25 protein-coding genes are annotated in these 24,905 nt (G+C 65.9%); 13 read left to right on the forward strand and 12 right to left on the reverse strand.

Going from position 1 to position 24,905, the window contains the following annotated elements; genetic code table 11:
* Positions 1 to 22: 22 nt before the first annotated feature.
* The 4 genes from KBY88_RS06210 to KBY88_RS06225 form a co-directional block, all read right to left on the reverse strand.
* Positions 23 to 667, reverse strand: coding sequence for a lysozyme family protein (locus KBY88_RS06210; protein WP_254939044.1), 645 nt, complete (start codon positions 665 to 667; stop codon positions 23 to 25).
* A 299-nt stretch (positions 668 to 966) separates the two neighbouring features.
* Positions 967 to 1,980: a tryptophan--tRNA ligase gene (gene trpS, locus KBY88_RS06215; protein ID WP_254939045.1), complete on the reverse strand. Its 1,014-nt coding sequence runs from the start codon at positions 1,978 to 1,980 to the stop codon at positions 967 to 969.
* A 4-nt stretch (positions 1,981 to 1,984) separates the two neighbouring features.
* On the reverse strand, positions 1,985 to 2,617 hold the full coding sequence (locus tag KBY88_RS06220) for a DUF8668 family protein (RefSeq protein WP_254939046.1): 633 nt from the start codon (positions 2,615 to 2,617) through the stop codon (positions 1,985 to 1,987).
* Between the two features lie 27 nt (positions 2,618 to 2,644).
* Entirely contained in the window at positions 2,645 to 3,172 is a 528-nt protein-coding gene (locus tag KBY88_RS06225) for a hypothetical protein (protein ID WP_254939047.1), read from the reverse strand.
* Between the two features lie 296 nt (positions 3,173 to 3,468).
* On the opposite strand from KBY88_RS06225, the gene KBY88_RS06230 reads away from it, so the two are divergent.
* From KBY88_RS06230 to KBY88_RS06255, 6 genes are all read left to right on the forward strand, one after another.
* Complete coding sequence (locus tag KBY88_RS06230; RefSeq protein WP_254939048.1) at positions 3,469 to 4,800, forward strand: YcjF family protein; 1,332 nt, start codon at positions 3,469 to 3,471, stop codon at positions 4,798 to 4,800.
* Between the two features lie 192 nt (positions 4,801 to 4,992).
* Positions 4,993 to 6,069 (forward strand): photosystem II reaction center subunit D1, encoded by a 1,077-nt coding sequence (gene psbA, locus KBY88_RS06235; RefSeq protein ID WP_254939049.1) that lies wholly within the window; start codon positions 4,993 to 4,995, stop codon positions 6,067 to 6,069.
* A gap of 87 nt (positions 6,070 to 6,156) precedes the next feature.
* On the forward strand, positions 6,157 to 7,110 hold the full coding sequence (locus KBY88_RS06240; protein ID WP_254939050.1) for a metal ABC transporter substrate-binding protein: 954 nt from the start codon (positions 6,157 to 6,159) through the stop codon (positions 7,108 to 7,110).
* Positions 7,111 to 7,114: 4 nt separating this feature from the next.
* Entirely contained in the window at positions 7,115 to 7,906 is a 792-nt protein-coding gene (locus KBY88_RS06245; RefSeq protein ID WP_254939051.1) for a metal ABC transporter ATP-binding protein, read from the forward strand.
* Positions 7,906 to 8,757 (forward strand): metal ABC transporter permease, encoded by an 852-nt coding sequence (locus KBY88_RS06250; RefSeq protein ID WP_254939052.1) that lies wholly within the window; start codon positions 7,906 to 7,908, stop codon positions 8,755 to 8,757. Before KBY88_RS06245 ends, KBY88_RS06250 begins: the two co-directional genes overlap by 1 nt.
* Entirely contained in the window at positions 8,754 to 9,932 is a 1,179-nt protein-coding gene (locus KBY88_RS06255) for a DUF4336 domain-containing protein (RefSeq protein WP_254939053.1), read from the forward strand. The genes KBY88_RS06250 and KBY88_RS06255 overlap by 4 nt, the downstream gene beginning before the upstream one ends.
* 11 nt (positions 9,933 to 9,943) lie before the next feature.
* Here the strand turns inward: KBY88_RS06255 and KBY88_RS06260 are convergent, their stop codons facing one another.
* Both KBY88_RS06260 and lepB read right to left on the reverse strand, forming a co-directional pair.
* Positions 9,944 to 10,291 carry a DUF760 domain-containing protein gene (locus KBY88_RS06260; RefSeq protein WP_254939054.1) on the reverse strand — a complete coding sequence of 116 codons (348 nt, stop codon included), beginning with the start codon at positions 10,289 to 10,291 and terminating at the stop codon, positions 9,944 to 9,946.
* 30 nt (positions 10,292 to 10,321) lie between these two features.
* Positions 10,322 to 10,933: a signal peptidase I gene (gene lepB / locus KBY88_RS06265; protein WP_254939055.1), complete on the reverse strand. Its 612-nt coding sequence runs from the start codon at positions 10,931 to 10,933 to the stop codon at positions 10,322 to 10,324.
* A 79-nt stretch (positions 10,934 to 11,012) separates the two neighbouring features.
* Here lepB and menD point away from each other — a divergent pair, with 79 nt between their 5' ends.
* Together menD and menB are read left to right on the forward strand one after the other, a co-directional pair.
* Positions 11,013 to 12,908: a 2-succinyl-5-enolpyruvyl-6-hydroxy-3-cyclohexene-1-carboxylic-acid synthase gene (gene menD, locus KBY88_RS06270; protein ID WP_315858109.1), complete on the forward strand. Its 1,896-nt coding sequence runs from the start codon at positions 11,013 to 11,015 to the stop codon at positions 12,906 to 12,908.
* Positions 12,908 to 13,750, forward strand: a complete 843-nt coding sequence (gene menB / locus KBY88_RS06275; RefSeq protein WP_254939056.1) for a 1,4-dihydroxy-2-naphthoyl-CoA synthase — start codon at positions 12,908 to 12,910, stop codon at positions 13,748 to 13,750. Before menD ends, menB begins: the two co-directional genes overlap by 1 nt.
* Here the strand turns inward: menB and KBY88_RS06280 are convergent.
* On the reverse strand, positions 13,747 to 16,026 hold the full coding sequence (locus KBY88_RS06280; RefSeq protein WP_254939057.1) for a response regulator: 2,280 nt from the start codon (positions 16,024 to 16,026) through the stop codon (positions 13,747 to 13,749). The genes menB and KBY88_RS06280 overlap by 4 nt on opposite strands.
* 225 nt (positions 16,027 to 16,251) lie before the next feature.
* Between KBY88_RS06280 and KBY88_RS06285 the strand changes: the two genes are divergently transcribed.
* Together KBY88_RS06285 and KBY88_RS06290 are read left to right on the forward strand one after the other, a co-directional pair.
* Positions 16,252 to 16,614 carry an STAS domain-containing protein gene (locus KBY88_RS06285; RefSeq protein ID WP_254939058.1) on the forward strand — a complete coding sequence of 121 codons (363 nt, stop codon included), beginning with the start codon at positions 16,252 to 16,254 and terminating at the stop codon, positions 16,612 to 16,614.
* 174 nt (positions 16,615 to 16,788) lie between these two features.
* A complete protein-coding gene (locus KBY88_RS06290; protein WP_254939059.1) occupies positions 16,789 to 17,118 on the forward strand; it encodes an STAS domain-containing protein in 330 nt (109 codons plus the stop codon).
* Positions 17,119 to 17,131: 13 nt separating this feature from the next.
* On the opposite strand, the gene KBY88_RS06295 is transcribed toward KBY88_RS06290, so the two are convergent.
* Genes KBY88_RS06295 through KBY88_RS06315 form a run of 5 tightly spaced genes read right to left on the reverse strand, consistent with a single transcriptional unit; the run spans position 17,132 to position 21,775 of the window.
* Entirely contained in the window at positions 17,132 to 18,325 is a 1,194-nt protein-coding gene (locus KBY88_RS06295) for a PP2C family protein-serine/threonine phosphatase (RefSeq protein WP_254939060.1), read from the reverse strand.
* Entirely contained in the window at positions 18,322 to 18,693 is a 372-nt protein-coding gene (locus KBY88_RS06300; RefSeq protein WP_254939061.1) for an Hpt domain-containing protein, read from the reverse strand. Before KBY88_RS06300 ends, KBY88_RS06295 begins: the two co-directional genes overlap by 4 nt.
* A gap of 12 nt (positions 18,694 to 18,705) precedes the next feature.
* Complete coding sequence (locus KBY88_RS06305; protein ID WP_254939062.1) at positions 18,706 to 20,400, reverse strand: ATP-binding protein; 1,695 nt, start codon at positions 20,398 to 20,400, stop codon at positions 18,706 to 18,708.
* Positions 20,401 to 20,404: 4 nt separating this feature from the next.
* Positions 20,405 to 20,755, reverse strand: coding sequence for a PAS domain-containing protein (locus tag KBY88_RS06310; RefSeq protein WP_254939063.1), 351 nt, complete (start codon positions 20,753 to 20,755; stop codon positions 20,405 to 20,407).
* 39 nt (positions 20,756 to 20,794) lie between these two features.
* The gene (locus KBY88_RS06315; RefSeq protein WP_254939064.1) at positions 20,795 to 21,775 is read right to left on the reverse strand and encodes a sensor domain-containing diguanylate cyclase; all 981 of its coding nucleotides are present in this window, start codon (positions 21,773 to 21,775) and stop codon (positions 20,795 to 20,797) included.
* 76 nt (positions 21,776 to 21,851) lie between these two features.
* Here KBY88_RS06315 and KBY88_RS06320 point away from each other — a divergent pair, with 76 nt between their 5' ends.
* From KBY88_RS06320 to KBY88_RS06330, 3 genes are read left to right on the forward strand one after another with little or no spacing between them, the layout of a single operon-like run.
* A complete protein-coding gene (locus KBY88_RS06320) occupies positions 21,852 to 22,478 on the forward strand; it encodes a L,D-transpeptidase (RefSeq protein WP_396102671.1) in 627 nt (208 codons plus the stop codon).
* Between the two features lie 51 nt (positions 22,479 to 22,529).
* Entirely contained in the window at positions 22,530 to 24,116 is a 1,587-nt protein-coding gene (gene glgA, locus KBY88_RS06325) for a glycogen synthase GlgA (protein ID WP_254939065.1), read from the forward strand.
* 36 nt (positions 24,117 to 24,152) lie between these two features.
* Positions 24,153 to 24,896: a hypothetical protein gene (locus KBY88_RS06330; protein ID WP_254939066.1), complete on the forward strand. Its 744-nt coding sequence runs from the start codon at positions 24,153 to 24,155 to the stop codon at positions 24,894 to 24,896.
* Positions 24,897 to 24,905 lie beyond the last annotated feature (9 nt).

Genomic DNA, 24,905 nt, shown 5'->3' on the forward strand with positions numbered 1-24,905 from the left:
TACGGGATCGCCCGGTCGGCGCTCAGCTGGTGGCGCGGATCTGCTCCAGGTTGCTGGCATAGAACCGGGCCAGTTCGTCCCCGCGATGGACGGGTTGGCCGTAGACGCTGGCGCCGGAGCGGTTAGGGAAGGAGGCCCAGGTGGGGGCCAGGCGTGCCATCAGATCGGGGGTGAGTCGGCCGCGGTCGATCGCGCCCAGGGCACCGCTGCGATCCACCAGGTAGAGGGCCGCCTGGTCTTGGTTGGCGGGCCCAAAGCCCTTGAGCTTCAAGGATCCCGCGGCGGCGTTCCAGGTGTCGGGCATGAACTGGTAGGCACCGGCGGCGGCACTGGCGTAGCCCCGCACCACCACGCGGTCGGGGTGGGCCTTGAGACAGGACACCAGCTCACCGCCGTAGAGCATGCGATAGCCCTTGGCACTCCCGCGGCTCCAGGTTCCCTCGGCATAGCGGATGGTGTTGAGCAGGGCTTTGCGCTCCGGGGTGACCACATAGGGCGCCAACCAACGGGCTGGTGCAGGTCGCTGGGCCACCAACGCTGCCGTGGGCTTGGCCATGGGGCCCAGCGGCGCCTGGCGCTCCGATCGGGCCGCCGACACCAGGGGGCCCAGTACCAGGGGGGCCAGCAGCAGAGCTGCGGGCCCAGACAACTTGGGGAACAGACGCATGGGCAACAACAGGCACGCAGCGGTGTGCAAACGCTGACGGTTGGCGGTACCCGAGGGCGAGACCGCCTCAACCGAACTGGACAAATGCGACACGCTGTGCGGGTGTCAAGCCCTTCAGGGCCGGACCCGTGCAAGACCATTGGGACGACAGGGGCCTGGGTGCTTCATGGGCGCCAAGAATCCACCGCACCCCCAGGTGTCTGTTCAGGCTGAACCATCAGTGGCGCTGATCAGTGGCGCTGGGCGCGATCAGGACCCCAGGGGTGGCGCGAGCCCGAAAAAGCCGCCGGTTGTGCGAATCAGGCGGCGGGCAGGAAGCCCAGGGCCTTGCGCACGCGCTCCAGGGTGGCCACGGCCACCGTGCTGGCTCGCTCCCGGCCTTGGCGCAGCACCTGATCGATGAAACCCGCTTCCGTTTCCAGGGAGCGATAGCGCTCCTGCACCGGACGCAGCGCTTCCACCACAACGTCAGCCAGAAGGGGTTTGAAGGCCCCCCAGCCCATGGCGCCACAGTCAACCGAGGCCTGCTCGCGGCTGAGGCCAGCCAGGAGGGCGTAGAGCCCCAGGAGGTTGTCGGCCTCGGGGCGCTCCGGGTGGTCAAAGGCCAGGCCCATCACCGGATCGGTCTTGGCGCGTTTGATCTTCTTGACAATCAGTTCGGGCGGATCCAGCAGGTTGATGCGAGAGCCCTCGTTGGGGTCGCTCTTGCTCATCTTGCTGCGCCCGTCGCTGAGGCTCATCACCCGGGCGCCGGCCTTGAGGATCAAGGGGTTGGGCACTTTGAGCAGGGGCGCGTCTTCGGGGGCGAAACGACTGTTGATGCGTTGCTGGGCGATGTCGCGGGCCAATTCCAGGTGCTGCTTCTGGTCTTCCCCCACCGGCACCAGGTCGGCGTCGTAGAGAAGAATGTCGGCGGCCATCAGCACCGGGTAATCCAGAAGGCCCACCGACACGTTGTCGCCCTGCTTGATCGCTTTCTCCTTGAACTGGATCATCCGCTCCAGCCAGTTCAGGGGCGTCACGCAGTTGAGCAGCCAGCACAGCTCGCTGTGGGCACTCACGTGGCTCTGGGCGAACACCGTCGAGCGGTCAGGGTCGATGCCGCAGGCCAGGTACAGGGCGGCCGTGCGCCGGGTGTCCGCCGCCAACACCGCTGGATCGTGGGGCACGGTGATCGCGTGCAGATCGACGACACAGAAAAAGGTGTCGTGGTCTTGTTGCAGCTCCACCCAGTTGCGGATCGCCCCCAGCCAGTTGCCGAGATGAAGGGCTCCGGTGGGTTGGACACCGGAGAGAACCCTGGGCCGTGCCATCCGCTCAGCCCTCGTTGGGGCTCTCGGCTTCGCTGCTGATCGGCTCAGCGGCTGAATCGGCAGGGGGCTGGTCGGCCTCAAGCTGTTCTGCTTCGGGCTGTTCTGCTGGCGGCTGGGGCGGCTCGCTTACCGGGGCCGGGCGGCTGGGCCGCGCAAAAGGATTGGGCTTCGAGGAGGGGCGCTCACCCCGACCTTCGCCGCCGCGCTCGCTGCGGGGAGCGCGGCGTTGGCCGCCTTCGGGCCGACCGCCACTACCACCACCGGCATTCAGGCCACCACCGCCAGCGCGGTGCTGGGCCACCAGCGCGTCGAGTTGGCCCTGTTCCAGCAACTGAGCCACCGTGCGGATCGAGAGGCCGAGTGCCGCCACGGTGGAGCGCAGTTGGAAGGCCTCCTGAACGACCTGGGCGGCGCGCAGTTCGTTGTCGCTTAAACGGATGCGGAAGCCACCGGGTTCCCGCCCGGACCCCCCACGCTCGCCGCCGCGGGCCCCGCCGCGCTCACCACTTCCCCTTTCGCCGGAACTGCGCTCAATGACCTTGCGCTCGCCGGCCACGCGGCCGTGGCCAGTTGGTTCGGCCTCCTGGCCGCCGGGCTCATGCCCTTCATTCCCTTCCTGGGCTTGGATGGAACTCATCTCGTCGGCCATTGCCGCAACCTGGACTCAGGCGCAAGTGTGACGCATGGGGGTCGAAGCCTGACGGAGCCAATGGAGGTGATGGCACTCCCCAGGGCCTGGTCGCGCCAGCACGATCAGGGGCATGGCCGCCCCCTCCGGCGCCTCGAACGTCTGGCGGTAGGCGGCCAGCAGGGCGAGGTAGCGCTCCAGGGTCCAGCCCTGGTGGCCCCGGTCCTGGGCTCGCCAATAGCGCAGCAAGGCCTCCTGACAGGCCTGGCGACCGAATTCATCCCAGCAGCGCTCCTCCGCCGCGAGCATCCCGAGGCCTTCGGCCCGGAGCGCACGGAAATGCACCAGTTCCGGAGCCTCGGCGCTGGCATCGGGAGGAAACCGTTGGGCAAGCTCCGCCACCGCCACCACCTCCAGCCGCAGCCAGCAGCGATTCAGCAACAGCACCGGCAAGGCGCCATGGAAGCGCTCGGAACCCTCCACCAGAGCCCATTGCTCCCTTGCCTTGTGGCGCTGGCGCTCGAGGGGAAGCAGCGATCCGCTGATGATCAAAGGCTCAGCCATGGTCCCCCGCGGGGCCAGCGGCACCACCAAGGCCGGTGCCTGCAGGAGAATCCTGGGCGATTTCCGCCTGATCGGCCGTGCAGAGATGGCTTGCCCCCCCCGTTGAGTTGGGCCATGGGCGGATGGGCAACCGCAAGGTTCGCCCAGCCTATGGCCCAGGTTCGATCCCAGTGGTGATGGTGTCAGTGCAGGCGCACGTCTGGGCAGCCCCCAGGAGCTGAGCTAAAGATGCAGCGATCTGCGGCCTGTCCTTGACGTCTCCTGCCGCCCCCCTGACTCCCGTACTGGCCCCACCCTTGTCGCGCCTGCCCCGCTGGTGGCCGCTGGCCGGGGCGCTGGCAGGGGGCTGGGTGGTCACCGATGCCGTCCACCTACCCCTTACAGCAGTGCTGCCGCTCGGGGCAGTTGCGGCCGGCTGGTGGCTGCTTTCCGGGCGCCGCCCGACGCCCCGGTTGCCGATGCCGCGCACGAGCGCGGCCTGGATCGAGCGTTGCGAGCGTTTGCTCGAGCAGTTCAGCCGGCTGGAGGCCGGGGACCATCCCGGCCTGGATGATCACCGCTGCGAACTCATGGGGCTGCGCCAACGGCAGCAGCGCAGCGCCCTGGAGGTGGCTTTGGTGGGCTTGGAAGTTCCGAACGCGGCGTTGATGGCTGCCCTGGCCAGCGCCCTCAAGGGATCCATGCCGATTCGCCTCCACAGCACCGCGCCCCTGGCTCGAGCCAGTGCCCACTGGCTCTGGCCGGCCGCCTGTCTTCAGTGCGATCAACTCCTCTACCGCCTGAGCCTGCCCTTGCAGGCCGCCGACCTGCGTTGGCTCGAGTCGCTGCCCGCTGGACAACCCTTGGGGCTGCTGGTGGAGCTCGGGGCCAACGACATCGCTGGGTCGCTGCACCAGGAATTGCTCGCCCAATTGCCTGAGGGTCTGGGCAGGCACCTGTTGATTTGGGACGGCGAAGCGCCGTCCCTTGAGGCCGCACTGCAGCCCCTGCGCCGCCGTCTGGGAGAACCGGGACGCTGCCAGCTGGAAGCGACGCAACTCCGCTGCCTGCGTCAGTTCCACGCCCGGCTGCAGGCCGATCTCGAAACGGTGCGGCGGCGGCGCTGGAAGCAACTGCAGCAGCGCACCCAATGGGTGGTGGCCGCGGGTGTTTTCGCAGCGCCGCTCCCCAGCGTCGATCTGCTGGTGCTCGGCATCGCCAATGGCTTGATGCTCAAGGAGATGGCCGAACTCTGGGATTGCCCTTGGACGGGCGACCAGCTCAGGGAGACCGCCCTGGAGCTGGGTAAGGCGGCACTGGCCCTGGGCCTGGTGGAGTGGAGCACCCAGGCGCTGGCCGGCCTGATCAAGTTGCACGGCGCCACCTGGCTGGTAGGTGGGGCGATCCAGGCCCTGAGCGCCGCCTATCTCACCCGGGTGGTGAGCCATGCGATGGCGGATGTGCTGGCGCTTTCGGTGGGGGTGGAGGCGACGGATCTTGAACAGGTGCGGCGCCAGGCACCGCTGTTGGTGGCCCGGGCGGCCGAGACCGAGAAGCTCGATTGGGTGGCTTTCCTGCAGCAGGGCCGCACCTGGTGGCAGCAACAAGGAGCCGGCGCTGCGGGCACGATGGCCCCAGGCCGCGCCTGAGGGAGGCACCGCTTACGAGAGTGAAGTTTTATAAAGATGGCCGCAGTTCCCGTGAACTTGTTTGAAGCGATCGGAAGTTTCATTTTGTTGGCGCCTGACCTCCATGGGTGCTCCTTAGCCTTGATGTGCCGGATAACTCTGCCTTTTCGGGGGCACTGAGCGTTCGGCTTCCATCCCGTCCTCATTGGTTCCATGACCACCGCTATTCGCAGCGGCCGTTCAGGAAGCTGGGCAAGCTTCTGTGAGTGGGTCACCTCCACCGACAACCGCATTTATGTGGGTTGGTTCGGCGTGTTGATGATCCCTTGCCTTCTGGCGGCCACCACCTGCTTCATCGTTGCCTTCATCGCCGCTCCCCCCGTCGACATCGACGGCATCCGTGAGCCCGTTGCCGGCAGCCTGCTCTTCGGCAACAACATCATTTCCGGCGCCGTTGTTCCCTCCAGCAACGCCATCGGCCTGCACTTCTACCCGATCTGGGAAGCCGCCAGCCTTGATGAGTGGCTCTACAACGGTGGTCCCTACCAGTTGGTGGTGTTCCACTTCCTGATCGGCATCTCCTGCTACATGGGCCGCCAGTGGGAGCTCAGCTACCGCCTCGGCATGCGCCCCTGGATCTGTGTGGCCTACTCGGCCCCGCTGTCGGCGGCCTTTGCCGTGTTCCTGATCTACCCCCTGGGTCAAGGCTCCTTCTCCGATGGCATGCCCCTGGGCATCTCCGGCACCTTCAACTTCATGTTGGTGTTCCAGGCGGAGCACAACATCCTGATGCACCCGTTCCACATGCTCGGCGTGGCTGGTGTGTTCGGTGGCAGCCTGTTCTCGGCCATGCACGGCTCGCTCGTCACCAGCTCCCTGGTGCGTGAGACGACCGAAAGCGAGTCTCAGAACTACGGCTACAAGTTCGGCCAGGAAGAGGAGACCTACAACATCGTGGCCGCCCACGGCTACTTCGGTCGCCTGATCTTCCAGTACGCCTCGTTCAACAACAGCCGCAGCCTGCACTTCTTCCTGGCGGCCTGGCCGGTGGTGGGGATCTGGTTCACCGCCCTTGGCGTGAGCACGATGGCCTTCAACCTGAACGGTTTCAACTTCAACCAGTCGATCCTCGATGGCCAAGGCCGCGTGATCAACACCTGGGCTGATGTGGTGAACCGCGCTGGTCTGGGCATGGAAGTGATGCACGAGCGCAACGCCCACAACTTCCCGCTTGATCTGGCCACCAGCCAGGCCCTGCCCGTGGCGCTGATCGCTCCTGCGATCGGCTGATCATCGGCTCCATCGGATCGCCCAAGACGGCGATCCGGCCCCCAGCCCCTCTCCCAGCGGAGGGGGGCTTTCCTCTAGCGTTCGCCCATGGTTAGGCGGCATGCATCGGGCCCCAGGACGGCCTTCAACCGACTTGCCGCCGTGCTCCTCTCAGTCGGACTCGGGGGGTGTCAGTGGGGCGCCGACCGGCCACCGCAGCTCCCGGGCTTAAGGGGTCAGGAGAGGCCCCTGGTGCTCACCACCTTCAGCGTGCTTGCCGATATGGCCCGTGCGGTGGCGGGTGATCGCCTTCGGGTGGAATCGATCACCAAGATCGGGGCTGAAATCCATGGCTATGAGCCCACGCCGAGTGACATCAAGCGCAGCACGGGCGCGGTGCTGATCCTGGAGAACGGCCTGGAACTGGAGCGCTGGGTGCGGCGTTTCACCGACAACATGCCCGGTGTTCCCCATGTCACCCTCACCGACGGGATCACGCCGCTGCCCATCGCTGAGGATGCCTACCGGGGCAGGGCCAACCCCCACGCCTGGATGTCCCCACGCCTGGCCGAGCGCTACGTGGAGAACATCCGCAGCGCCTTCACTCGCCTCGATCCCGCCGGCGCGGCCGAGTACCGCCGCAACGCCGAGACCTACCGCGCCCAGCTCCGCCGGCTTGACCTGGAGTTGCGTGCTTCCCTGGCCCGCATTCCGTCCAGGCGGCGCGTGCTGGCCACCTGTGAGGGGGCGTTCTCTTACCTGGCCCGCGACTATGGGCTCCAGGAGGCTTACCTCTGGCCGGTGAATGCCGAGTCCCAGGTGACGCCGCAGCGCATGGCTCGGCTGGTTGACCTGGTCCGAAAGCGGGGGGTTCCGGCCGTGTTCTGTGAGACGACGGTGAGTGACAAGGCCCAGCGCCAGGTGGCTGAGGAGAGCGGCAGCCGTTTCGGCGGTGCGTTCTTCGTTGACTCACTCTCTCTTCCTGGTGGTGCGGCACCGACGCTGCTGAGGTTGCAACGGCACAATGCCCGGCTCCTGGTGGACGGCTTGAAGGGAGAATGAAGCCATGGCAGCACGTGGCCCCGATCTCCTCCACCGCCCACTCGATCGGATCGTCGTACAGGGCCTCTGCGTGGCTTACCACGGTGTGGTCGCTCTCCATGACGCTTCGCTGCGGGTGAGTGCCGGCACGATCGGCGCGCTGGTCGGCATGAATGGGGCGGGTAAATCCACGCTCTTCAAGGCGCTGATGGGCTTTGTGCGCCCGTCCCGCGGGAGCATCTCGATCAATGATCTGCCGCTCAATGAGGCGCTTCGTCAACAGGCGGTGGCCTATATGCCGCAGATGGAAAGTGTCGACTGGAACTTTCCTGTGAGCGTTGCCGAAGTGGTGATGATGGGTCGTTACGGGGGCATGAATCTGCTGCGCAGGCCCCGCCGCCATGATCATCAGTCCGTGCGCACCAGCCTGGAGCAGGTGGACCTCTGGGACCTGCGCGAGCGCCAGATTGGCGAACTCTCCGGTGGCCAGCGCAAGCGCGCTTTCCTGGCCCGCGCCTTGGCCCAAGGGGCCTCAGTGATGCTGCTCGACGAACCCTTCAACGGCGTGGACATTCACACCGAAAAACTCATGGTTCAACTCTTCCAGCGCTTCCGCCAAGAAGGCCGCACCCTGCTGATTTCCACCCATGACCTGGCCCATGTCACGGGCTTTTGTGATCAGGTGGTGCTGATCAACAAAACCATCCTGGTGTACGGCGAAACCTCCGCGGTGTTCACCCGTGAGAATCTGGCCCGCACCTTTGGCGGCGACCCGTTGGCGGCCGTCGAGCGCGCACGGCCGCAGAAGGAGTCTTGATGGATTCGCTGATCTGGCTGATCGAACCGCTGCAGCACCCGTTCATGGTGCGGGCCCTGCTGGTGAGCGCTCTGGTGGCGGCCGTCTGCGGATTTCTCTCCTGCTTCATGACCCTCAAGGGCTGGGCCCTCATGGGAGATGCCGTTTCCCATGCGGTGATGCCGGGGGTGGTGATCGCCTATGCGCTCAACCTGCCCTTTGCCCTGGGTGCCTTCGTTTTTGGGGTTGGATCGGTGATCGTGATCGGTTTCATCAAGCAGACCTCTCGCATCAAGGAAGACACGGTGATCGGTCTGGTTTTCACAGGCTTCTTCGCCCTGGGCCTGCTTTTGGTTTCCAAGGTGCGCAGCACGATCGACCTCACCCACATTCTGTTTGGCAATGTTCTGGGGATCAGTTCATCCGACATTGCCCAAACCCTGCTGATCAGCGCTGGGGTCTTGGCGCTGCTGCTGGTGTTCCGTCGTGACCTGATCCTGTTCTGCTTTGATCCCACCCATGCGCGCTCCATCGGGCTCCACACGGGTGCCCTGCACTACCTTCTGCTTTCGTTGCTCTCCTTGGCGGCGGTGGCTGGGTTGCAGACGGTGGGAATCATCCTGGTGGTGGCCATGCTCGTCACCCCTGGGGCGACAGCGTTTTTGCTCACGGACCGCTTTGATCGCATGAGTTGGATTGCGATCGCCTCGGCGGTGCTCGCCAGCTTGATCGGGGTCTATTGGAGCTACTGGATGGATGCCTCCACCGCCGGCTGCATCGTGCTCGTTCAGACAGGGTTGTTCGTGCTCAGTTATCTGTTCGCTCCACGCCACGGGCTCTTCGCCCAGTGGCGCCAGAGCCGGGCGCGATGAGCGCCCGGCGCGAGCAGCGTTGGCCTTGGTGGCCCCTGCTGCCGCTCTATCCCTACGGACGACGGCGTACCTTGGTCAGGGAGCTGATCCCTGGGCAGGTCTGGAGTTTCGAGCAGCTCCTTGGTCTGTACTACGTGGCTGTGCCGATCCGGATGACCGTGCTCAAGCTGCGCCAGGGCTTGATGCTTTACGCCCCCGTGGCACCCACCGCCGAGGTGCGGGAGGCCCTGAGGGAACTGGAACAGCGCCATGGTCCCGTGCTCACGATCGTGCTGCCCACCACCTCCGGCCTGGAGCACAAGTTGCCGGTACCTGCGATGGTGAGGGCGTTTCCGGCGGCCACGCTCTGGGTGGCGCCGCAGCAGTGGAGCTTTCCACTGCGGCTCCCACTCCCTTGGCTTGGCTTCCCCACCCGCCGCACCCGGGTGCTGATCGAGCAGGGGCTGCCCCACGGCGATGAGCTCGACTGGCGCGCCCTCGGCCCCCTCGATCTGGGCATTGGCTCGTTCGGTGAGGTGGCCTGCTGCCACCGCGCCAGTGGTGCCCTGCTGCTCACCGATGCCCTGTTCGCGATAGAGGAGCAGCCGCCGGAGATTTTTACCGCTGATCCCACTCCCCTGCTCTTTCATGCCCGTGAGCGCGGTGAGGAGCCGTTGGGTGATGGCCCTGAGCAGCGGCGCCAGGGCTGGTGGCGGTTGGTGCTGTTCGCCACCTACCTGCGCCCGCCGGGCTTGGAGGTGCTGAATCTGCTGGAAACCTGCCGTGGCGCGCTGCGGCCGGGTCTGAGGGATACCCGAAGCCACTTCGGCCTCTACCCCTTCCGCTGGAGCAACGGCTGGCAGGAGGCGTTTCTGGCGTTGTTGGGACCAGGCGGTGAAGCCCGCCTGCAGGTGGCACCGGTGGTGGAGCGGCTGGTGTTTCCCCGTCAGCGGGGCGTGCTGGCGGCTTGGCTGAGGGAGCTCGCTGGGCTCCAGGATCTGCGCTGGGTAATCCCGGCCCACCACGCCGCTCCGCTGCCCTGCGCGGGGCCACAGCTGCTGACGCTGGCCGAGCAGATTGAAACCAGCGCCTGTCCCCAGGCTGGAGCCTGGACGTTTCTGCGGGAGCTGGATGAGCGGATCATTGCTCTGGGCCTGGTACCTGCCACGCCCAGAGACCGCTCAAAGGTCAGCTGATTCGCTCCGGCTTAGAGCTCCAGCTCGCCGGGATCTGCCTCAAGACCACCGTCCCCGAAAAGACTTGCCTCCAGCTCCATGCGCTGCTCCATCTGGCGCAAGAAGTACCCTGTCATCATCGCCGAGGCGAGCAGCCCAGCCAGGTTGTCGCGGCTGGCCTGGATTTTCACTTCAAACTGCTCGCCGGGCAGCAGGCCCAACAGGCCTTGGACGTTGTGGCGAATGATGTCCTGGATGTCACCACTGGCGGAGCGGGCCACCCGTTGCAGCACGTCGGGAGACTGGTCTTGCAGGTACTGAATCAGCGAGTTGCTGCTGATGGCTTCACTGTCCGTGGCCAGGAACTCCGGGTTGAACATCTCCGGTGTTTTCTGCAGCACACATCCAGACTACCGCAGGGTAACGGCCGGTTTCAGTGGGCTGGAGCGGGAGATTCCCAAGGTCCCGAGGCGATCGAGGGGCCAGTAGCGCAGCACCGCCGTGCCGATCACATGGTCCATGGCCAACGGTCCCCAGAGGTGGGAATCGAGGCTGGCATTGCGGTTGTCACCGAGCACCAGCAGCTGGTCGTCGGGCACGGTCAGAGGCGGCAACTGGTACGCCATCGGCGCGCTGATCCAGGGCTCCTCCACCGCTTCGCCATTGCGCAACAACTGGCCCTGGCGCACCTCGATCACATCGCCCGCCACGCCCACCACGCGTTTGATCAGGGCCGCTCCAGGGTCGTAGCCTGCCCGCAGCAGGGGTTCAGGGGGGCTGAACACCACGATCGTGTCGATGGGCAACGGCCCCCCAAGCCGCGGCCGCAGTTTCTCCACCAGGATCCGGTCCTGGAGCTGCAAGCCCGGCAGCATGGATCCAGAGGGAATCCAGCGCGGCTCGATCACCCACGTCCGCAGCAGCAGCGCCACCGTGACCCAGAGCAGGAGCGAGAGCAACTGGCGGCGCCAGCCGATGCGGGCCTCGTCCTTTGTGGTCGTGCCAGGGGCGGAATCGGTCATCAACGGCAGCGCTGGGCCATGGAGACGAGGCCGTTCAGCATGATCGGCACATCCTGACCAACCGAGGGCCGAGCTGACCGTGTCCCCGATCCCCACCGGCTCCCCCCCGGCAGCAGAGGCGAACCTGCGGGCCGCCCTCACCCTGCTGCGGGCGCTGCGGGGCTGCGGATTGCGCCAGTTGGTGCTCTGCCCAGGCAGTCGTTCCGGTCCCCTGGCCGTGGCGGCGGCGCTGCTGGAGCCCTCGGGCTTGGTGTTAAGTACGGCCCTCGATGAACGCTCCGCTGCTTTCTTTGCCCTGGGCCTGGGTCGGGGCGATGGCGTGGCGGCGGCGGTGGTGACCACCTCGGGCACGGCCGTGGCCAACCTGCTGCCGGCGGCGGTGGAGGCGGATTACTCCGCCATACCGCTGCTGTTGCTCACGGCCGATCGGCCCGTCCAGCTCAAGGGCAAGGGTGCCAACCAGACCGTGAACCAGGAGCAGTTCTTGAGCCGTTCCTGTCGGCGTCTGCTCCAGGGGCATCCGAGCGGTTTGTCGGCGATGGAACCGGAGGCGATCGGGCTGCTGGCCTGCTCCGCCTGGGAGGCCGCCCAGGGCCTGGATCCACTGCGCCCCGCCGGACCTGTCCACCTGAACCTGCCCTTCGCTGAACCCCTCCACCTGGGCGCTGAGGGGTTGATCGCCCTGGCTGGGGAACTGCAGCGCCTGGTGCCCACGCCACCGGGGTGCGCCGGGCTGGATCAGCCACCGCCTGCAGCGCAGCGGCGCGGCGCCCTGGCCCTTGCCCAGGCCAGAGAGCTGTCCACGGAATTGCGCTTCGATCTCGATGCCCCCGGTGTGATCGTGGCGGGTCCGTGGCGAGGGGATCGGGCCGGTTTTTCGGCCTTCACCCGCACCCTGGCTCTCTGGTGCCGTCGCACCGGCTGGCCACTGCTGGCCGATGGCCTCTCCTGGTTGCGAGGACGGCCGGGGCTGGAGGCGATCGGCGGCTACGACCTGTTCCTCGACGACCTCGGTGCCGTGCCGCCGGTGGATCAGGTGCTGCGGCTGGGGCCCTTGCCCGCCAGCCGGCGTCTGCAACGCTGGCTCAGTGCCACGCAGGGCCTGCAGCTGTTGATCAGCGAAGGCGATGACCGCCCCCTCGATCCCCTCGGCACGGCCCAGCGCCAGTGGGGTTGCGGACTGGTGGCTTGGAGCGAATCCTTGTCTGATCAGCTTGCAGCCGACTCGCCAGCCCCCTCCAGCCTGGAGCAAGGGGCCCAGTGGCGGGCGATCGAGGCCCGCACCCAGCAAGGGCTCGATCAGTGCCTGAGCCCTGGCGGCCCGTCAGGCCCAACCCCGCTGAGCGAACCGGCCGTGGCCCGTCAGCTCAGCCGCTGGCTGCCGGAGGGGGTGGCACTGATGCTCGCGAGTAGCAGTCCCGTGCGCGACTGGGAGAGCTTCGCCGACCCCTTGGCGCCGCCGCGTCGCCTCTACGGCTTCCGGGGTGCCTCCGGCATCGATGGCACCCTGTCGCTGGCCTGCGGGCTGGCCCAGAGCGAGGGGAGCCTGGTGCTGCTCACGGGCGATCTGGCCCTGCTCCATGACGCCAACGGCTGGCTCTGGCAGCGCCAGCTGCGCGGGCGCCTCACCGTGGTGCTGATCCAGAACGGCGGCGGTGGCATCTTTGAGCAACTGACGATCCGCCCTGGGGCGGCGGCCGAGCCCTGGCTGGATTTCGAGCGTCTGTTCGCCATGCCCCAACCCGTGGATCCCCTCGATCTGGCGGCGGCCCATGGGGTGCCGGTCCGGCGATTGAGCGCGTTGGGCGACCTGGGGCAGGCCCTGACCTGGGCGGAGCCCTTCCCCCTGGCGGTGATCGAATTGCGCACCGATCGCCGCAGCGATGCCGCCCTGCGGCAGCACCTGCGCCAGAGCCTGCTTCAAGGGCTGTTCGGGCCTGATCGCAGAATGAATCCCCCCATCCCCCCCCGTTGATGCCTGATCCGGTGCGCTGGACCTCCGCCGCCTCCTACACGGACATCGTGTTCGAGCTGTCTGGCGATGGCCTGGCCCGCATCGCCATCAACCGCCCGGAGCGCCGCAACGCCTTTCGGCCGCGGACGGTGCAGGAGCTCTGCGACGCCTTCTCGCGGGTGCGCGATGACCCCTCCGTCGGCGTCGTGCTCTTCACCGGGGCCGGACCGGCGCTCGATGGGGTGCATGCCTTCTGCTCCGGCGGCGATCAGAGCGTCCGTGGCGACGGTGGCTACGTGGATGAGCAGGGCTTGCCGCGCCTCAACGTGCTTGATCTGCAGCGTTTGATCCGCAGCCTGCCCAAGGTGGTGATCGCCTTGGTGGCGGGCTACGCGATCGGCGGCGGCCAGGTGCTGCACCTGCTCTGTGATCTGAGCCTGGCGGCGGAGAACGCGGTGTTCGGCCAGACGGGGCCGCGGGTGGGCAGCTTTGATGGCGGTTTCGGGGCGGGCTACCTGGCCCGGGTGGTGGGCCAGCGCAAGGCCCGGGAAATCTGGTTCCTCTGCCGTCGCTACGACGCCCATGAGGCCCTGTCCATGGGGCTTGTGAATGCCGTGGTGCCCCTGGAGAAACTGGAAGCGGAGGGCGTGCGCTGGGCCCGGGAGGTGCTGCAGCACAGCCCCACGGCGATCCGCTGCCTGAAGGCGGCCTTCAACGCTGAAACCGATGGACTGGCGGGGATCCAGGAGCTGGCGGGCCAGGCCACCCATCTATTCTACCGGACCGAGGAGGGGCAGGAGGGACGCAATGCCTTCCTCGAAAAACGCGATCCGGATTTCAGCGGAAGCCCCTGGTTGCCCTAGGTGATCGCCTTGTTCAAGGCGCCGTGGGCCCGCAGGATCGCCGCGTGGAATGCGTCCGCATCGATCGGTTTGCTGAGGAAGTCGTTCATGCCGCTCTCGAGAGCAGCACTGCGATCGCTCGGCAACGCATCGGCCGTCAGCGCCACGATCCAGGGGCGATCGCCCCGGCCGCACTGGGATCGGATCCTCCGCGTGGCTTCGTGCCCATCGAGCCGGGGCATCTGCACATCCATGAGGATGATGTCGGGATCAAGGCTGGCCTGCAGCGCCACTGCTTTCTCACCATCGAAGGCGAATTGCACCCCGTAGCCCAGGCGTTGGAAGAGCAATTCGCAGACGCGTCGGTTCACAGCATTGTCTTCGGCCACCAGGATGCTCATCGGGTGACGGCGGGCAAACTCCGCGTTGATCTCATTAGAAGGTCCTGGGGCCTCAGGAGCGGTTGGTTCCGTTTCTTGGGTGGCCCTGAGCAGCTCAGGCAACAGCACGCTCGGCTTGATCGGTTTGGTCAGGGTCGCGAAGACACCCGGGGCCTCGAGCCGCTCCCCCACCATCGTGAGGAGAATCAGCGGCAGAGAGGACCCACGCGGCTGCCCATGGATGGCAGCGGCCAGGGCCGGTCCGTCCATGTCAGCCAGGCGCCGGTCGATCAGGACAAGGTCAACGTGGTGGCGCTCCAGCAGGGCCAGGGCCTCGGCCCCGGAACTGGCGAACAGCGTCGGCAGGCCCCAGCTGGCGGTGTAGAGCTCAAGGATCCGCCGGTTCAGCGGCTGGTCCATCACCGCCAGCATCCGTTGCCCCGCCAGGGGATGGGTGCTCCTGCCACTGTCAGCGCTCAGGAGGGCGTCTGAGAGGGTGGGGACTTGGCAGGAGGGGGCGAGCGTACGAACCGTGCAGCGAAAGGAGGTTCCCTGCCGGGTGGATGAGACGAGTCGGAGATCGCCGCCCATGGCCTGGGAGAGGCGTTGGCTGATGACCAGACCAAGGCCGGTCCCGCCATGGAGACGGGTGGTGGAGGCATCCATCTGGGTGAACGGCTTGAACAGCCGCTCCCGCCGTTCGGTAGGAATGCCCGGCCCGGTGTCAGTGATGGTGAACGCCAGAGTGAAGCTGCCGTCCGCCTGCCGACTCACCCGTTCGGCGTGCAGCACGACCTCACCTTCGCTGGTGAACTTGATCGCGTTACCCACGAGATTGAGCAGGATCTGGCGCAGCCGGGTGGGATCGATCACCACCTTTGAGGGCATGTCCGGCTCCAGCAACAGGGCCAGTTCCAGTCCCTTGGCTTGGGCCAGGGTCGCGCTGATGTCGAGCACGTCTTCGAGCAAGGTGGCCAAGGGGATGGTGCGCTGCTCAAGTTCGATCCTGCCGGCTTCGATTTTGGAGAAATCGAGCACGTCATTGAGGATGGTCAGCAGCGTTTCGCCCGAGCGCTGCACGGTTTGAAGGCATTCCCTTTGGTTGGCCGTGAGCTGGGTGTCGAGCACGAGCCCGGTGAGGCCGAGCACTCCGTTGAGCGGGGTGCGGATTTCATGGCTGACGGTCGCCAGGAAGGTGTCCTTGGCTCGGTTGGCTGACTCGGCCGCCGCAGCGGCCGCCTCGGCCAGGGTGCGGGCGTGGGCCATGTCGCTGATGGCACTGGCCTCGGCTTGGCGGGAGCGGAAGTTGTCGTAGCCGGCGGCAACGGAGAGGGCCGCACTTCCCACCAGGGAGACCAGCAGCGTGAGCCGCAGGGGACGCAGCAGGTTGTCGAGGCTGGTGAGTGACATGTCGATACCAACGATGCCCGCCTCTGGATCGTCCTTGGACAGGGGGGCGAAGGCGCTCAGGAAGGTGCCCCATTTGTCGGTGTAGGGAGCGGTGCTGACCTGGGTCTCGCCCGTGCGGGCCGCCTCGCGGGCAGCGGCCGGGGCGTCGTCGTAGAGCTCGCCCGGTTTGGCAACGGGGGTCGCATCGCCCTGGTTCTTGATGTAGTAGGAGCTGTCGACCGTGAACTGAAGGCCTAGGCCGGAGGGGACCAGGGCGTAGGCGTAATAGATCTCCGGAACGGCCCGCCGCAGCTTCAGCAACGGTTCGACGGCACGGCGATAGTCGGCGCTGCCACCTTGCGACGACTGATTGAATCGTGATTGAAGCGATGGATCCATCATCGCGGCAGCGGCCTCTGCCATGGCCCGCAGATTCATCCGCGACTGCTCCCGCAGGGAGTGGCTCGAAGCAAGGTATGTGAAGGTGAGGGCGCTGGCTGCCACCAGGAAAATGCGCGCTCCCGTCAAGACGGAGTCTCGCCAGATGTGGGGAGCTAAGGCGGCCCCTTCGGCAACAGGTGAAGCCGAACGTTTCAACGTAGATCGAGACCGTGTGAAGCTAACCCTAGCTGTCGCTGTGGTGGCTCGGCCGCCCAGGATCCCTGCGACGAAAGAGCCTGATGCCAGTCCTGGCGGTCCCCAGCGACCAGGGGCTGCGGGGCTGGCACGGACGCGTCACGTGCGCTGCTTAGGATGGATCTGACTTGTGCCGACGACTTCAAGGTGGCAGACCAATCAGCCCCGCCCCATGATGATGTTTCCACGAAGGTGATTGCTCTCTCCGGGGTTTTGGATGCCTTGATGGGCAAGGCGCTTCGCGATGACGTCAACACAGCTCTGGGGCAGGGTTTCAGGACGATCCTTATAGATTTTCAAGCGGGAACCTACATCGATAGCAATGGATTCGGTGCCTTGATTGCCTGCCTTAAGAAAACCAAGGAAGCGGGGGTACGTTTGAGCTTGCGAGGGCTGAACAGCCAGGTCAGATTGGTGATGGAGATGACCGGAACGGATCGCATTTTTGATGTTTTTAACCAGGCTGGCCCAACGGTTTAAGTCCATCCAGTTTTGATGTCATCCTTTGCACGATTTCAGGAGGTTTGAGAGTCTGGCTTACCTTTCTCATTCGGCACATGAGGTGCGTGGAGGCGGCCCTGGCAGGCACCCCTGCTGTTCACATTCAAGGGTTTCGGTAGAATCAGCTTTAACTCCAGTTCCCACGATCACGCCATGGCTTCTGCCCTTGTCTGCCTTGAGCCCGTTGGCCTTCTCGACGCAGTGGCAGGGGAGGGCCTGAGGGAGGAGGCCGTGGCGGCCCTGGAGAGCGGCGCCATGGTTGTGGCGATCGATTGCCGGGCCATCAGCCTGATGGATAGCAGCGGCTTCGGTTCCCTGGTGGTCTGTCTCAAGAAAGCCCGCGAATCTTCGGCTCAGTTTGTTCTGATTGCGCCCACGCCACAGATGAGTCTTGTGCTTCAGATGACGGGCACAGACCGCATCTTCACCATCGTGGCGGAGCCCAAAGACATCGTTCTGCCGTTGCAGGCTGCGAAGGAATGATCCGGTCTGTCCTTCAGTCCTGATCAGGCTGCAGGTGGGAAAAACGAATCTGCATTAACGAGACGTCGTCGTTGAATGTGGGGGAACCGCTGAGCTGGCGGATCTCCGCCAGCAAGGCCGGCAGAGCTGGAGGCTCTGGCAGCGACGTTGCCAGAAGATGATTCTTGAATTGATCCAAATCCCAGGTAACTCTCTGATTGTCGCTGGGTAGACACTCGTAGATACCATCGGTGTAGAGATAAATCAACGATCCAGGCAGAATGGATTGCACCTGCTCCAGATACGTGACTTCTTCGAAGAGACCGATGGGCATGCCGTTGGTCTTCAGCTGTTGAATTGATTCGCCAGTTTCTGCTTGACCAGGGAGCAAGAAACAGGGTGGATGGCCGGCGCTGGCATAGGTCAGGTTGCGCGTCGTCGGCCGATAGACGCCGTACCAGATGGTGAAGTATTGCTCGTTCTGCTGCCCCATCTGAAAGAAGGCATTGAGGTTTTCCAGCACCTGGGCTGGATGGCAGCGGATGCTGCTGTCGATGGCATTGGAACGCAGCAAGTTGTGGATCGAAATGGATGGCAAGGCCGCCGCCAGCCCATGGCCGGAAACATCGAGCATGTAAACGACGAAATGATCCTGATCCAGCCAATAGAAGTCGTAGCAGTCGCCCCCCAGCCGTTGGGAGGGCAGGAACAGGCTCTCGATGCTGATCGGCCCTTTGAGGGAACTGGGCAGAATCGAGCTCACATAGTCGGCAGCGCGGGACATTTCCTCCTCCAGCTGTCGCTTCTGTCGCTCCAGATCCAGGCTCAGTTCACGCAGACTTTGGTTGCTCTCATAGAGCCTCATCCCAGCGCGCACCCGAGCCGTGAGCTCGGCCGCCTCCACCGGCTTGGTGAGGAAATCGTCGGCGCCGGCGTCGAGGCCCATGACCTGGTCCTTCACCTCGGATCGGGAGGTGAGCAGGATGAAAAAGATGGCACTGAGCTGGGGATCGGCCTTGAAGTGGCGGCACACCTCCAGCCCGTCCATGCCCTCCATGTTCCAATCGCAGAGCACCAGATGGGGAGCGTGCTCCCGGGCCATCGCCAGGCCCGTGCGCCCATCGGAGGCCAGCAGCACCTCGGCCCCTTCCCGCTTCAGCACCCGTTGGAGCACGAGCTGAAGAATCCGGTCATCGTCGATCAGCAGCAGCCGCATCGGGCCGCTCATGGGTGGTCCAGGCGCTGTTGCAAGGCGCTGATGACCCGCTGGCCCTCTTTGACGACGGCCTCTATCGGGATCTGGGCCGCGGTCCCCTCGGGCTGGTGGCCGCAGGCCAGCTCCACCTGCTGGCAGAGCTCCGCCAGCCGCAGGGCCCCGAGCGTGGCACTGGGGGAGCGCAGGGCATGGGCCGAGCGGCCTAGAGCTTTGGCGTCGCCCGCCGCCTGGTGCTGGCGGATCGCCTGAAGCAGTGCCTCGCCATCCTCGAGATACATCGTGACCAACTCCTCAATCATCACGCCAGCGTCCTCACCGCCCAGGGCGAGCAGCTCGCCCCAGGCCTGGGGGTCGATGGGGGGGGAGGTTTCGCTCGTCAAGGATTCAGAGGATCAATGGATCGCACTGGAGGTCTGCGGGTCACCGCCGGAACGCTGGCTTCTCAGCCACAGGTCATAGCGCCCCAGGGTCGCCTCCAGGTCGCGACGTCGCACGGGCTTGCTGAGAAAGTCGTTCATGCCGGCGTCGAGGCAGGCCTGCTTCTGATCAGCGAAGGCCAGGGCCGTCAGCGCCACGATGTAGGGCTGAGGCCCCGATCGCCGCCGCACGGAGTGGGTGGCTTCCAGGCCATCGATGCTGGGCATCTGCAGGTCCATGAGCACCAGATCGATGTCCCCTCGCCCGACGCGCTCGATCGCCGCCTGGCCATCGTCCACGAAGTCGGCAGACAGTCCTAGCTGGTTGAGCAGAAGTTCAAGCACCCGTTGGTTGATGCGGTTGTCTTCTGCCACCAGGATTCGTGGCGGCTGGTCCAAGGCTCCGCCCGTCGGGGCCGCTCCCCCCTTGGGCCAGCCCGGCGCCCCATCGCCGGGTTCCATCGCCTTTGGGGGAGCCTCCAACGGAAGGCTTGGCCTCAGGGGCAGCTCCACTCGCAGGCGCGTGCCCTCGCCGAGGCGGCTGCTGACCTCGATCGAGCCGCCCATGAGATGGCAGAGCCTATGGCAGATGCTCAGGCCCAAGCCGCTGCCCTGTACCTGCCGGCTGGCTCCGTCCGCCTGGGTGTAGGCCTCAAAAATGTGGGGGAGAAAATCAGAGGCGATTCCGGGGCCGCTGTCCTCCACCTCAATCTCGAGCCGTGGGCTGCCGTCGGGGCGCGAGGTGATGCGGACGCTGAGGCGCACAAAGCCCCTCTGGGTGAACTTGATCGCGTTGTTGAGCAGGTTCAGGACCACCTGACGCAGGCGCATGTCGTCCCCGAGGATCAGCTCGGGCACTTCAGGATCGACCAGGGCTTCAAACGTCAGTCCTTTGCCGCTCGCCAGGGGGCGAAGCATGCCGCAGCATTCCTCCACCAGAGAGCGCAGCGACAAGCGTTCCGTGCTCAGCAGGATCTCTTCGGATTGGATCTTGGAGAGATCGAGGATGTTGTTGATCAGTTCCAGGAGCAGTTCGCCGCTGGTGTGGATCGTGTCGACCAGTTCGCTTTGGTGGCCATCGAGAGCGGTGCCCAGGAGCAGGTCGGTCATGCCGATGACCGCATTCATCGGCGTGCGGATTTCGTGGCTGACATTGGCCAGGAACCGTCCCATCGCCCCCTGGGCCGCCAACGCCTGGTCGCGGGCCTGAAGCAGCTCCTCGGTGCGACTTTGAACCTCCTGTTCCAGGTTGTCGCGGGCCCAGCGCAACTCGTCTTGAACCTTGGTGATTGCACTCAGATCCCGGAACACAAACACCAGCGAGGGGGTCGGCTTCACCAGCACCGGTGACCAGGTCACCTCCAGCACCCGCCGGGGCTTGATTGAGGAAAGATCCCAGCGGGAGCAGCCCGCGCCATTGACGGCCCGCGCGATCAGGTCATCGCGCTCGTCCGGCCGGCCGTTGATGAAGCGGCTGGGCAGCAGCACCGGCAGGGGACGGCCGAGGCTGGCCAAGCGGGGGCGATCAACCAGGTGGTCAAACGCCCGGTTGGTCCACTCGACGATGCCGTCGTTGTTGGTGAGCGCCAGCGCATCCTCAACGCAGCTCAGGGCCGCATCGAGTCGCCCCAGGGTGCTGCGCAGCTGATCGTTGAGGGCGGCCTGGCTCAAGCGCTCACTCCAGGGGCCGCAGGGTGGCGGCGAAGCTCCAGATCTCGCCGTGGCGTTCAGCCACGATGAAGTGCTCCGATTCAAGTTCGCTGGCGTCTTTGCAGACGGTTTTGAGTTTCAAGGGATGGTTGAGGATTTCCGAGTCGCCACTGCCCATCTGAAAACGCGAAAAGCCCAGGTGATGGGCGTCGCGAAAGAAGGAGGGAAGGATCAGCCCCAGCGACTGGCCCAAGAGGTCGTCGGCGCTCCAGCCATACACCTCGCTGAAGCGAGGGTTGATCTCTTCGATGAGTCCCTCCTGATCGGCGCGCACGAACGGCAGTTCCTGGCTGCGCAGGTCTTCGATCGAAAGCATGGCGATGGGGGTTCATCGGTGCTGATTTTAAGGACGGTGCTACAGCACTTCCACACCATTGGCCCGGGCCAGGCAGAGAGCGTTGTCGGTGCGAATCAGCAGATCGCTGAAGCTCTGATCGGTTGGTCGCAGCTGACTCACGCCGATGCGCAGGCGGGTTGGTGGTCTGGTGCCCTCGGACCCTGCGCCGATGGGCACCAGCTGGCTCAAAAGCGTTTCCGCCACCTGCCGTGCCTGGTCAGCGGTGCTGTTCACCAGCGTCAGGCCGAATTCAAGCGGCCCCAGGCGGCCGAGCAGATCGGCCTTGCCGCTGGCCGCGCCGCAGCATGCGGCGATCTCCCGCAGGAGCTCCGCCCGCTCGATCCCGGCGAGATCAACAAATGGGGAGTGCGCCGGCGGGTCGATCAGCAACGTGAGCAGGGACAGGGATTGATCGGTGCGGCGGGCCCGTTCCAGTTCCTTCTGCGCCAGCAGCTGAAAGGAGGCGCGGTTGAACAGGCCTGTTTGAACGTCACAGGCGGCTTCCTGGCGCAGCTCCAGTTCGCGGATCACCTGCTGGGCCAGCATCTCCAGCACCCGATGCTGCTGGGACTCCAGCTGGTGGGGTGTGCGGTCGATCACGCAGAGGGTGCCCAGGTGTTGACCCACCGCCGTCCTGAGGGGGACTCCTGCATAAAAGCGGATCTTGGGCTCGCCCGTCACCAGCGGATTGGTGGCGAAGCGGTCATCGGCTGCGGCATCGGGCACCACCATCACCCCATCACCACAGATGGCGTGGGCGCAGAACGCCATCTCCCGGGGGGTTTCGGTGGCCTCCAACCCCACTCGGCTGAGAAACCATTGCCGGTTCCGATCCACGAGGGAGATCAGCGCGATCGGGGTTTGAATGATCTCCGCCGCCAGCTTGACGATCCGATCGAGATTCGGATCTGACGTGCCATCCAGCAGCAGGCTGCGCTCCAGGGAGCGGAGCCTGTCCTCCTCCCCAACGGGGAGGGGGTAGTCGGGATAGGGCGGCATGCTGATGGCCTGACTTTTCAGATTAACGGCCACCCCACAGGCCCCATACGATCGGAAGGATCCCGACCGTTCGATCGTGAAGCCGACTGCGGGACCAGGACGCTGCTGGGGAAGTCACCTTCGGCGCAGCAGCCTGGGGGCGCTGCTCCTGCTGGCCGCTGCCTGGGCCTCCCCCAAGGCGCTGGGCGACCCTGGCCAACCCGCCAAGACCCACCAGGCGATGGCCCATCCCCTCTCCGTTCTGCCCCCGGTCCTGCAGGTGCAGAGCGGCCTTCATCTGGTGCTCGATCGCCGCCGGCGCCGGTTGCTGGTGATCCACTCGGGTGCCCTGCTGCGGCAGTTTCCTGTGGCGGTGGGCATGCCGGGCTGGGAGACCCCTGCAGGGAACTTCAGCATTCTTGACATGCGCACCGATCCGGTCTGGGAACATCCCACCACGGGGAAGCGCATGGCGTCCGGTGCCCAGAATCCCCTGGGCAGCCGCTGGATCGGTTTCCACGTCGATTGCAACGGCCGCAAGGCCTCCGATGGCGACCAGGTGCTCGACATCAAGGGCTGCGTCAGTGCCGGCTTCCACGGCACCCCCCACCGCTGGACCGTGGGCCGCGCCGTCTCCCATGGTTGCGTGCGCCTCTACGACGAGGATGTGCGCGCTCTGTTCGCGATGGTGAGCGTCGGGACACCGGTGACCGTGCTGCCCTGAGCCCAGCCGGGCAGGGCTCCTAAAGTCGCTCCGCTCTGGACGGTCGGCCGAATGCGGGTGCTCTTTGCTGCGGCTGAATGCGCCCCGATGGTCAAGGTGGGGGGCATGGGCGATGTGGTCGGCTCGCTGCCCCCGGCCCTGGCCGCCCTCGGCCACGACGTGCGCCTGATCCTGCCGGGCTATGGCCGCCTGTGGAGTCGCCTGACGATTTCCCCTGATCCGATCTGGCGTGGCCACACCATGGGCACGAATTTCGCGATCTACGAAACCCGCCACCCGAGCAACGGCCTGACGATTTATCTGGTGGGCCATCCGGTTTTCGATCCCGAGCGCATCTACGGCGGCGAGGACGAAGACTGGCGCTTCACCTTCTTTGCCAGTGCCGTGGCGGAATTCGCCTGGCATCACTGGAAACCGGAGGTGCTCCATTGCCATGACTGGCACACGGGCATGATCCCCGTGTGGATGCACCAGGACCCGGAGATCAGCACGGTCTTCACCATCCACAACCTCCAGTACCAGGGGCCCTGGCGCTGGAAGCTCGAGCGCATGACCTGGTGCCCCTGGTACATGCAGGGGGACCACACCATGGCCGCCGCCCTGCTCTATGCCGACCGGGTCAACGCCGTCTCGCCCACCTACGCCCAGGAGATCCGCACCGCCGAGTACGGCGAACGGGTCGACGGGCTGCTCAACTTCATCAGCGGCAAGCTGCGCGGCATCCTCAACGGCATCGACAACGGGGACTGGAACCCCGCCACCGACGCCAGCCTGCCCGCAGGTTTTTCCCCCACCGACCTGGGCGGCAAAGCCGTCTGCAAGTCCGCCCTGCAGGAGCGCATGGGGCTCACGGTCAATCCCACCACCTTCCTGCTGGGGTTGGTGAGCCGCCTGGTGGACCAGAAGGGGGTGGACCTGCTGTTGCAGGTGGCGGACCGGGTGCTGGCCTACACCGACAGCCAGATCGTGGTGCTGGGAACGGGTGATCGTCACTTCGAGTCGGGATTGTGGCAACTGGCGGCGCGCCATCCGGGGCGCTTCGCGGTCTTCCTCACCTATGACGATGCCCTCTCGCGCCTGATCTACGCCGGCAGCGATGCCTTCTTGATGCCCAGCCGCTTCGAGCCCTGCGGCATCAGTCAGCTGCTGGCCATGCGCTACGGCTCGATCCCGGTGGTGCGGCGGGTGGGGGGCCTGGTGGACACCGTGCCCCCCCACGACCCCGCCCACCACAGCGGCACGGGCTTCTGCTTCGATCGCTACGACCCGCTGGATTTCTACACGGCGATCGTGCGGGCCTGGGAGGCCTACCGCCATCCAGACAGCTGGGCGGACCTGCAGCGCCGCGCCATGACCGCCGACCACAGCTGGGGCCGTTCTGCCCTCGAGTACGACCGCCTGTACCGGGAGGTGCGTGGTGTGAAGGAGCCGACCCCCTCGGCCCAGGACGTGGAAGCCTTCTCCCTCGGGCAAGACGCCGATCCCAGTCTTCAGCCCTCAGCGGATCCGAGCCATCAACTCAAAGCTGGCCCATCACCCAACCAGGGGACCGGCGCTGAGCCCTCTGCCGTTTCGGCCTCCCCCATGGGGGTGTCCCGCAACCCCCTGGCGCGGTTGCTGCGGCGGCCCCAGGGATGAGACGAGCGTGCCGCGTGCCGCGCTGAGCGTCGCTTGATGAATGTTTCGAAGGGGCGGGCCCCGGAGAACCCCCATGGAGGTTCCGCTCTTCCCAGTCTCTATGTGAGTCCCTGGAAGCTCCTGGCTGAGGATGCGAGGGCGGTGCTGGCCAGTCTGGGACTGCGGGCCCGGGAACTGTGGCGGCGGAATGGTTCGGCCGAGCTGCCCCTGCCGATGGTCTGGCCCCGGGCGCTGGCGAGCCTGTTCTGGCCGCTGGTGCTGGTGGGTGTGCTCCTGCTGGTGGGCGCTGGGGTCAGCCGCTGGCACGGCCGGGCGGCGGGGTCCGTGGCCGTGGTGCCGCTGCCAGTTCCGAGCCAACCTCTGGTGGAAGCCAGTGCTGGCTCGGAACTGGCTGTCGTGCCATCCGGGGGTGAATCCCTGGCGCTGGCGAGCAGCGCCGTCCCCCCCCTGGATGAATCGCAGGCTGAGGCCGAAGCGCTGGAGGCCAACCCCTTGCCGGAACTGGCCCTCGATCCGCTGATGGAGCTCCTGGCGCCTGGCGATGGACCGCCGTTGCTGGTCGCCGCCAGGCCCCAGCCCGAGCGCTCGCGCTTGGTGTTGGAGCTGAACGCGGCCTTTCTGGCGTTGCCCCCCCCCGCGCGTCAGCTTCAGGCGGATCGTTGGCGGGAGCAGGCGGCGGTTCTCGGTTTCGAGGAGCTTGACCTGAGGGATGGCCGTGGCCGGATGCTGGGACGCCAGGCACGGGTGGGGACCGGCATGATTCTGCTGTCGTACGGCTGAAGGGGCCTG

The organism is Cyanobium sp. Morenito 9A2, from assembly GCF_024345575.1.
In the GTDB taxonomy this organism is placed as follows: Bacteria; Cyanobacteriota; Cyanobacteriia; order PCC-6307; family Cyanobiaceae; genus ATX-6F1.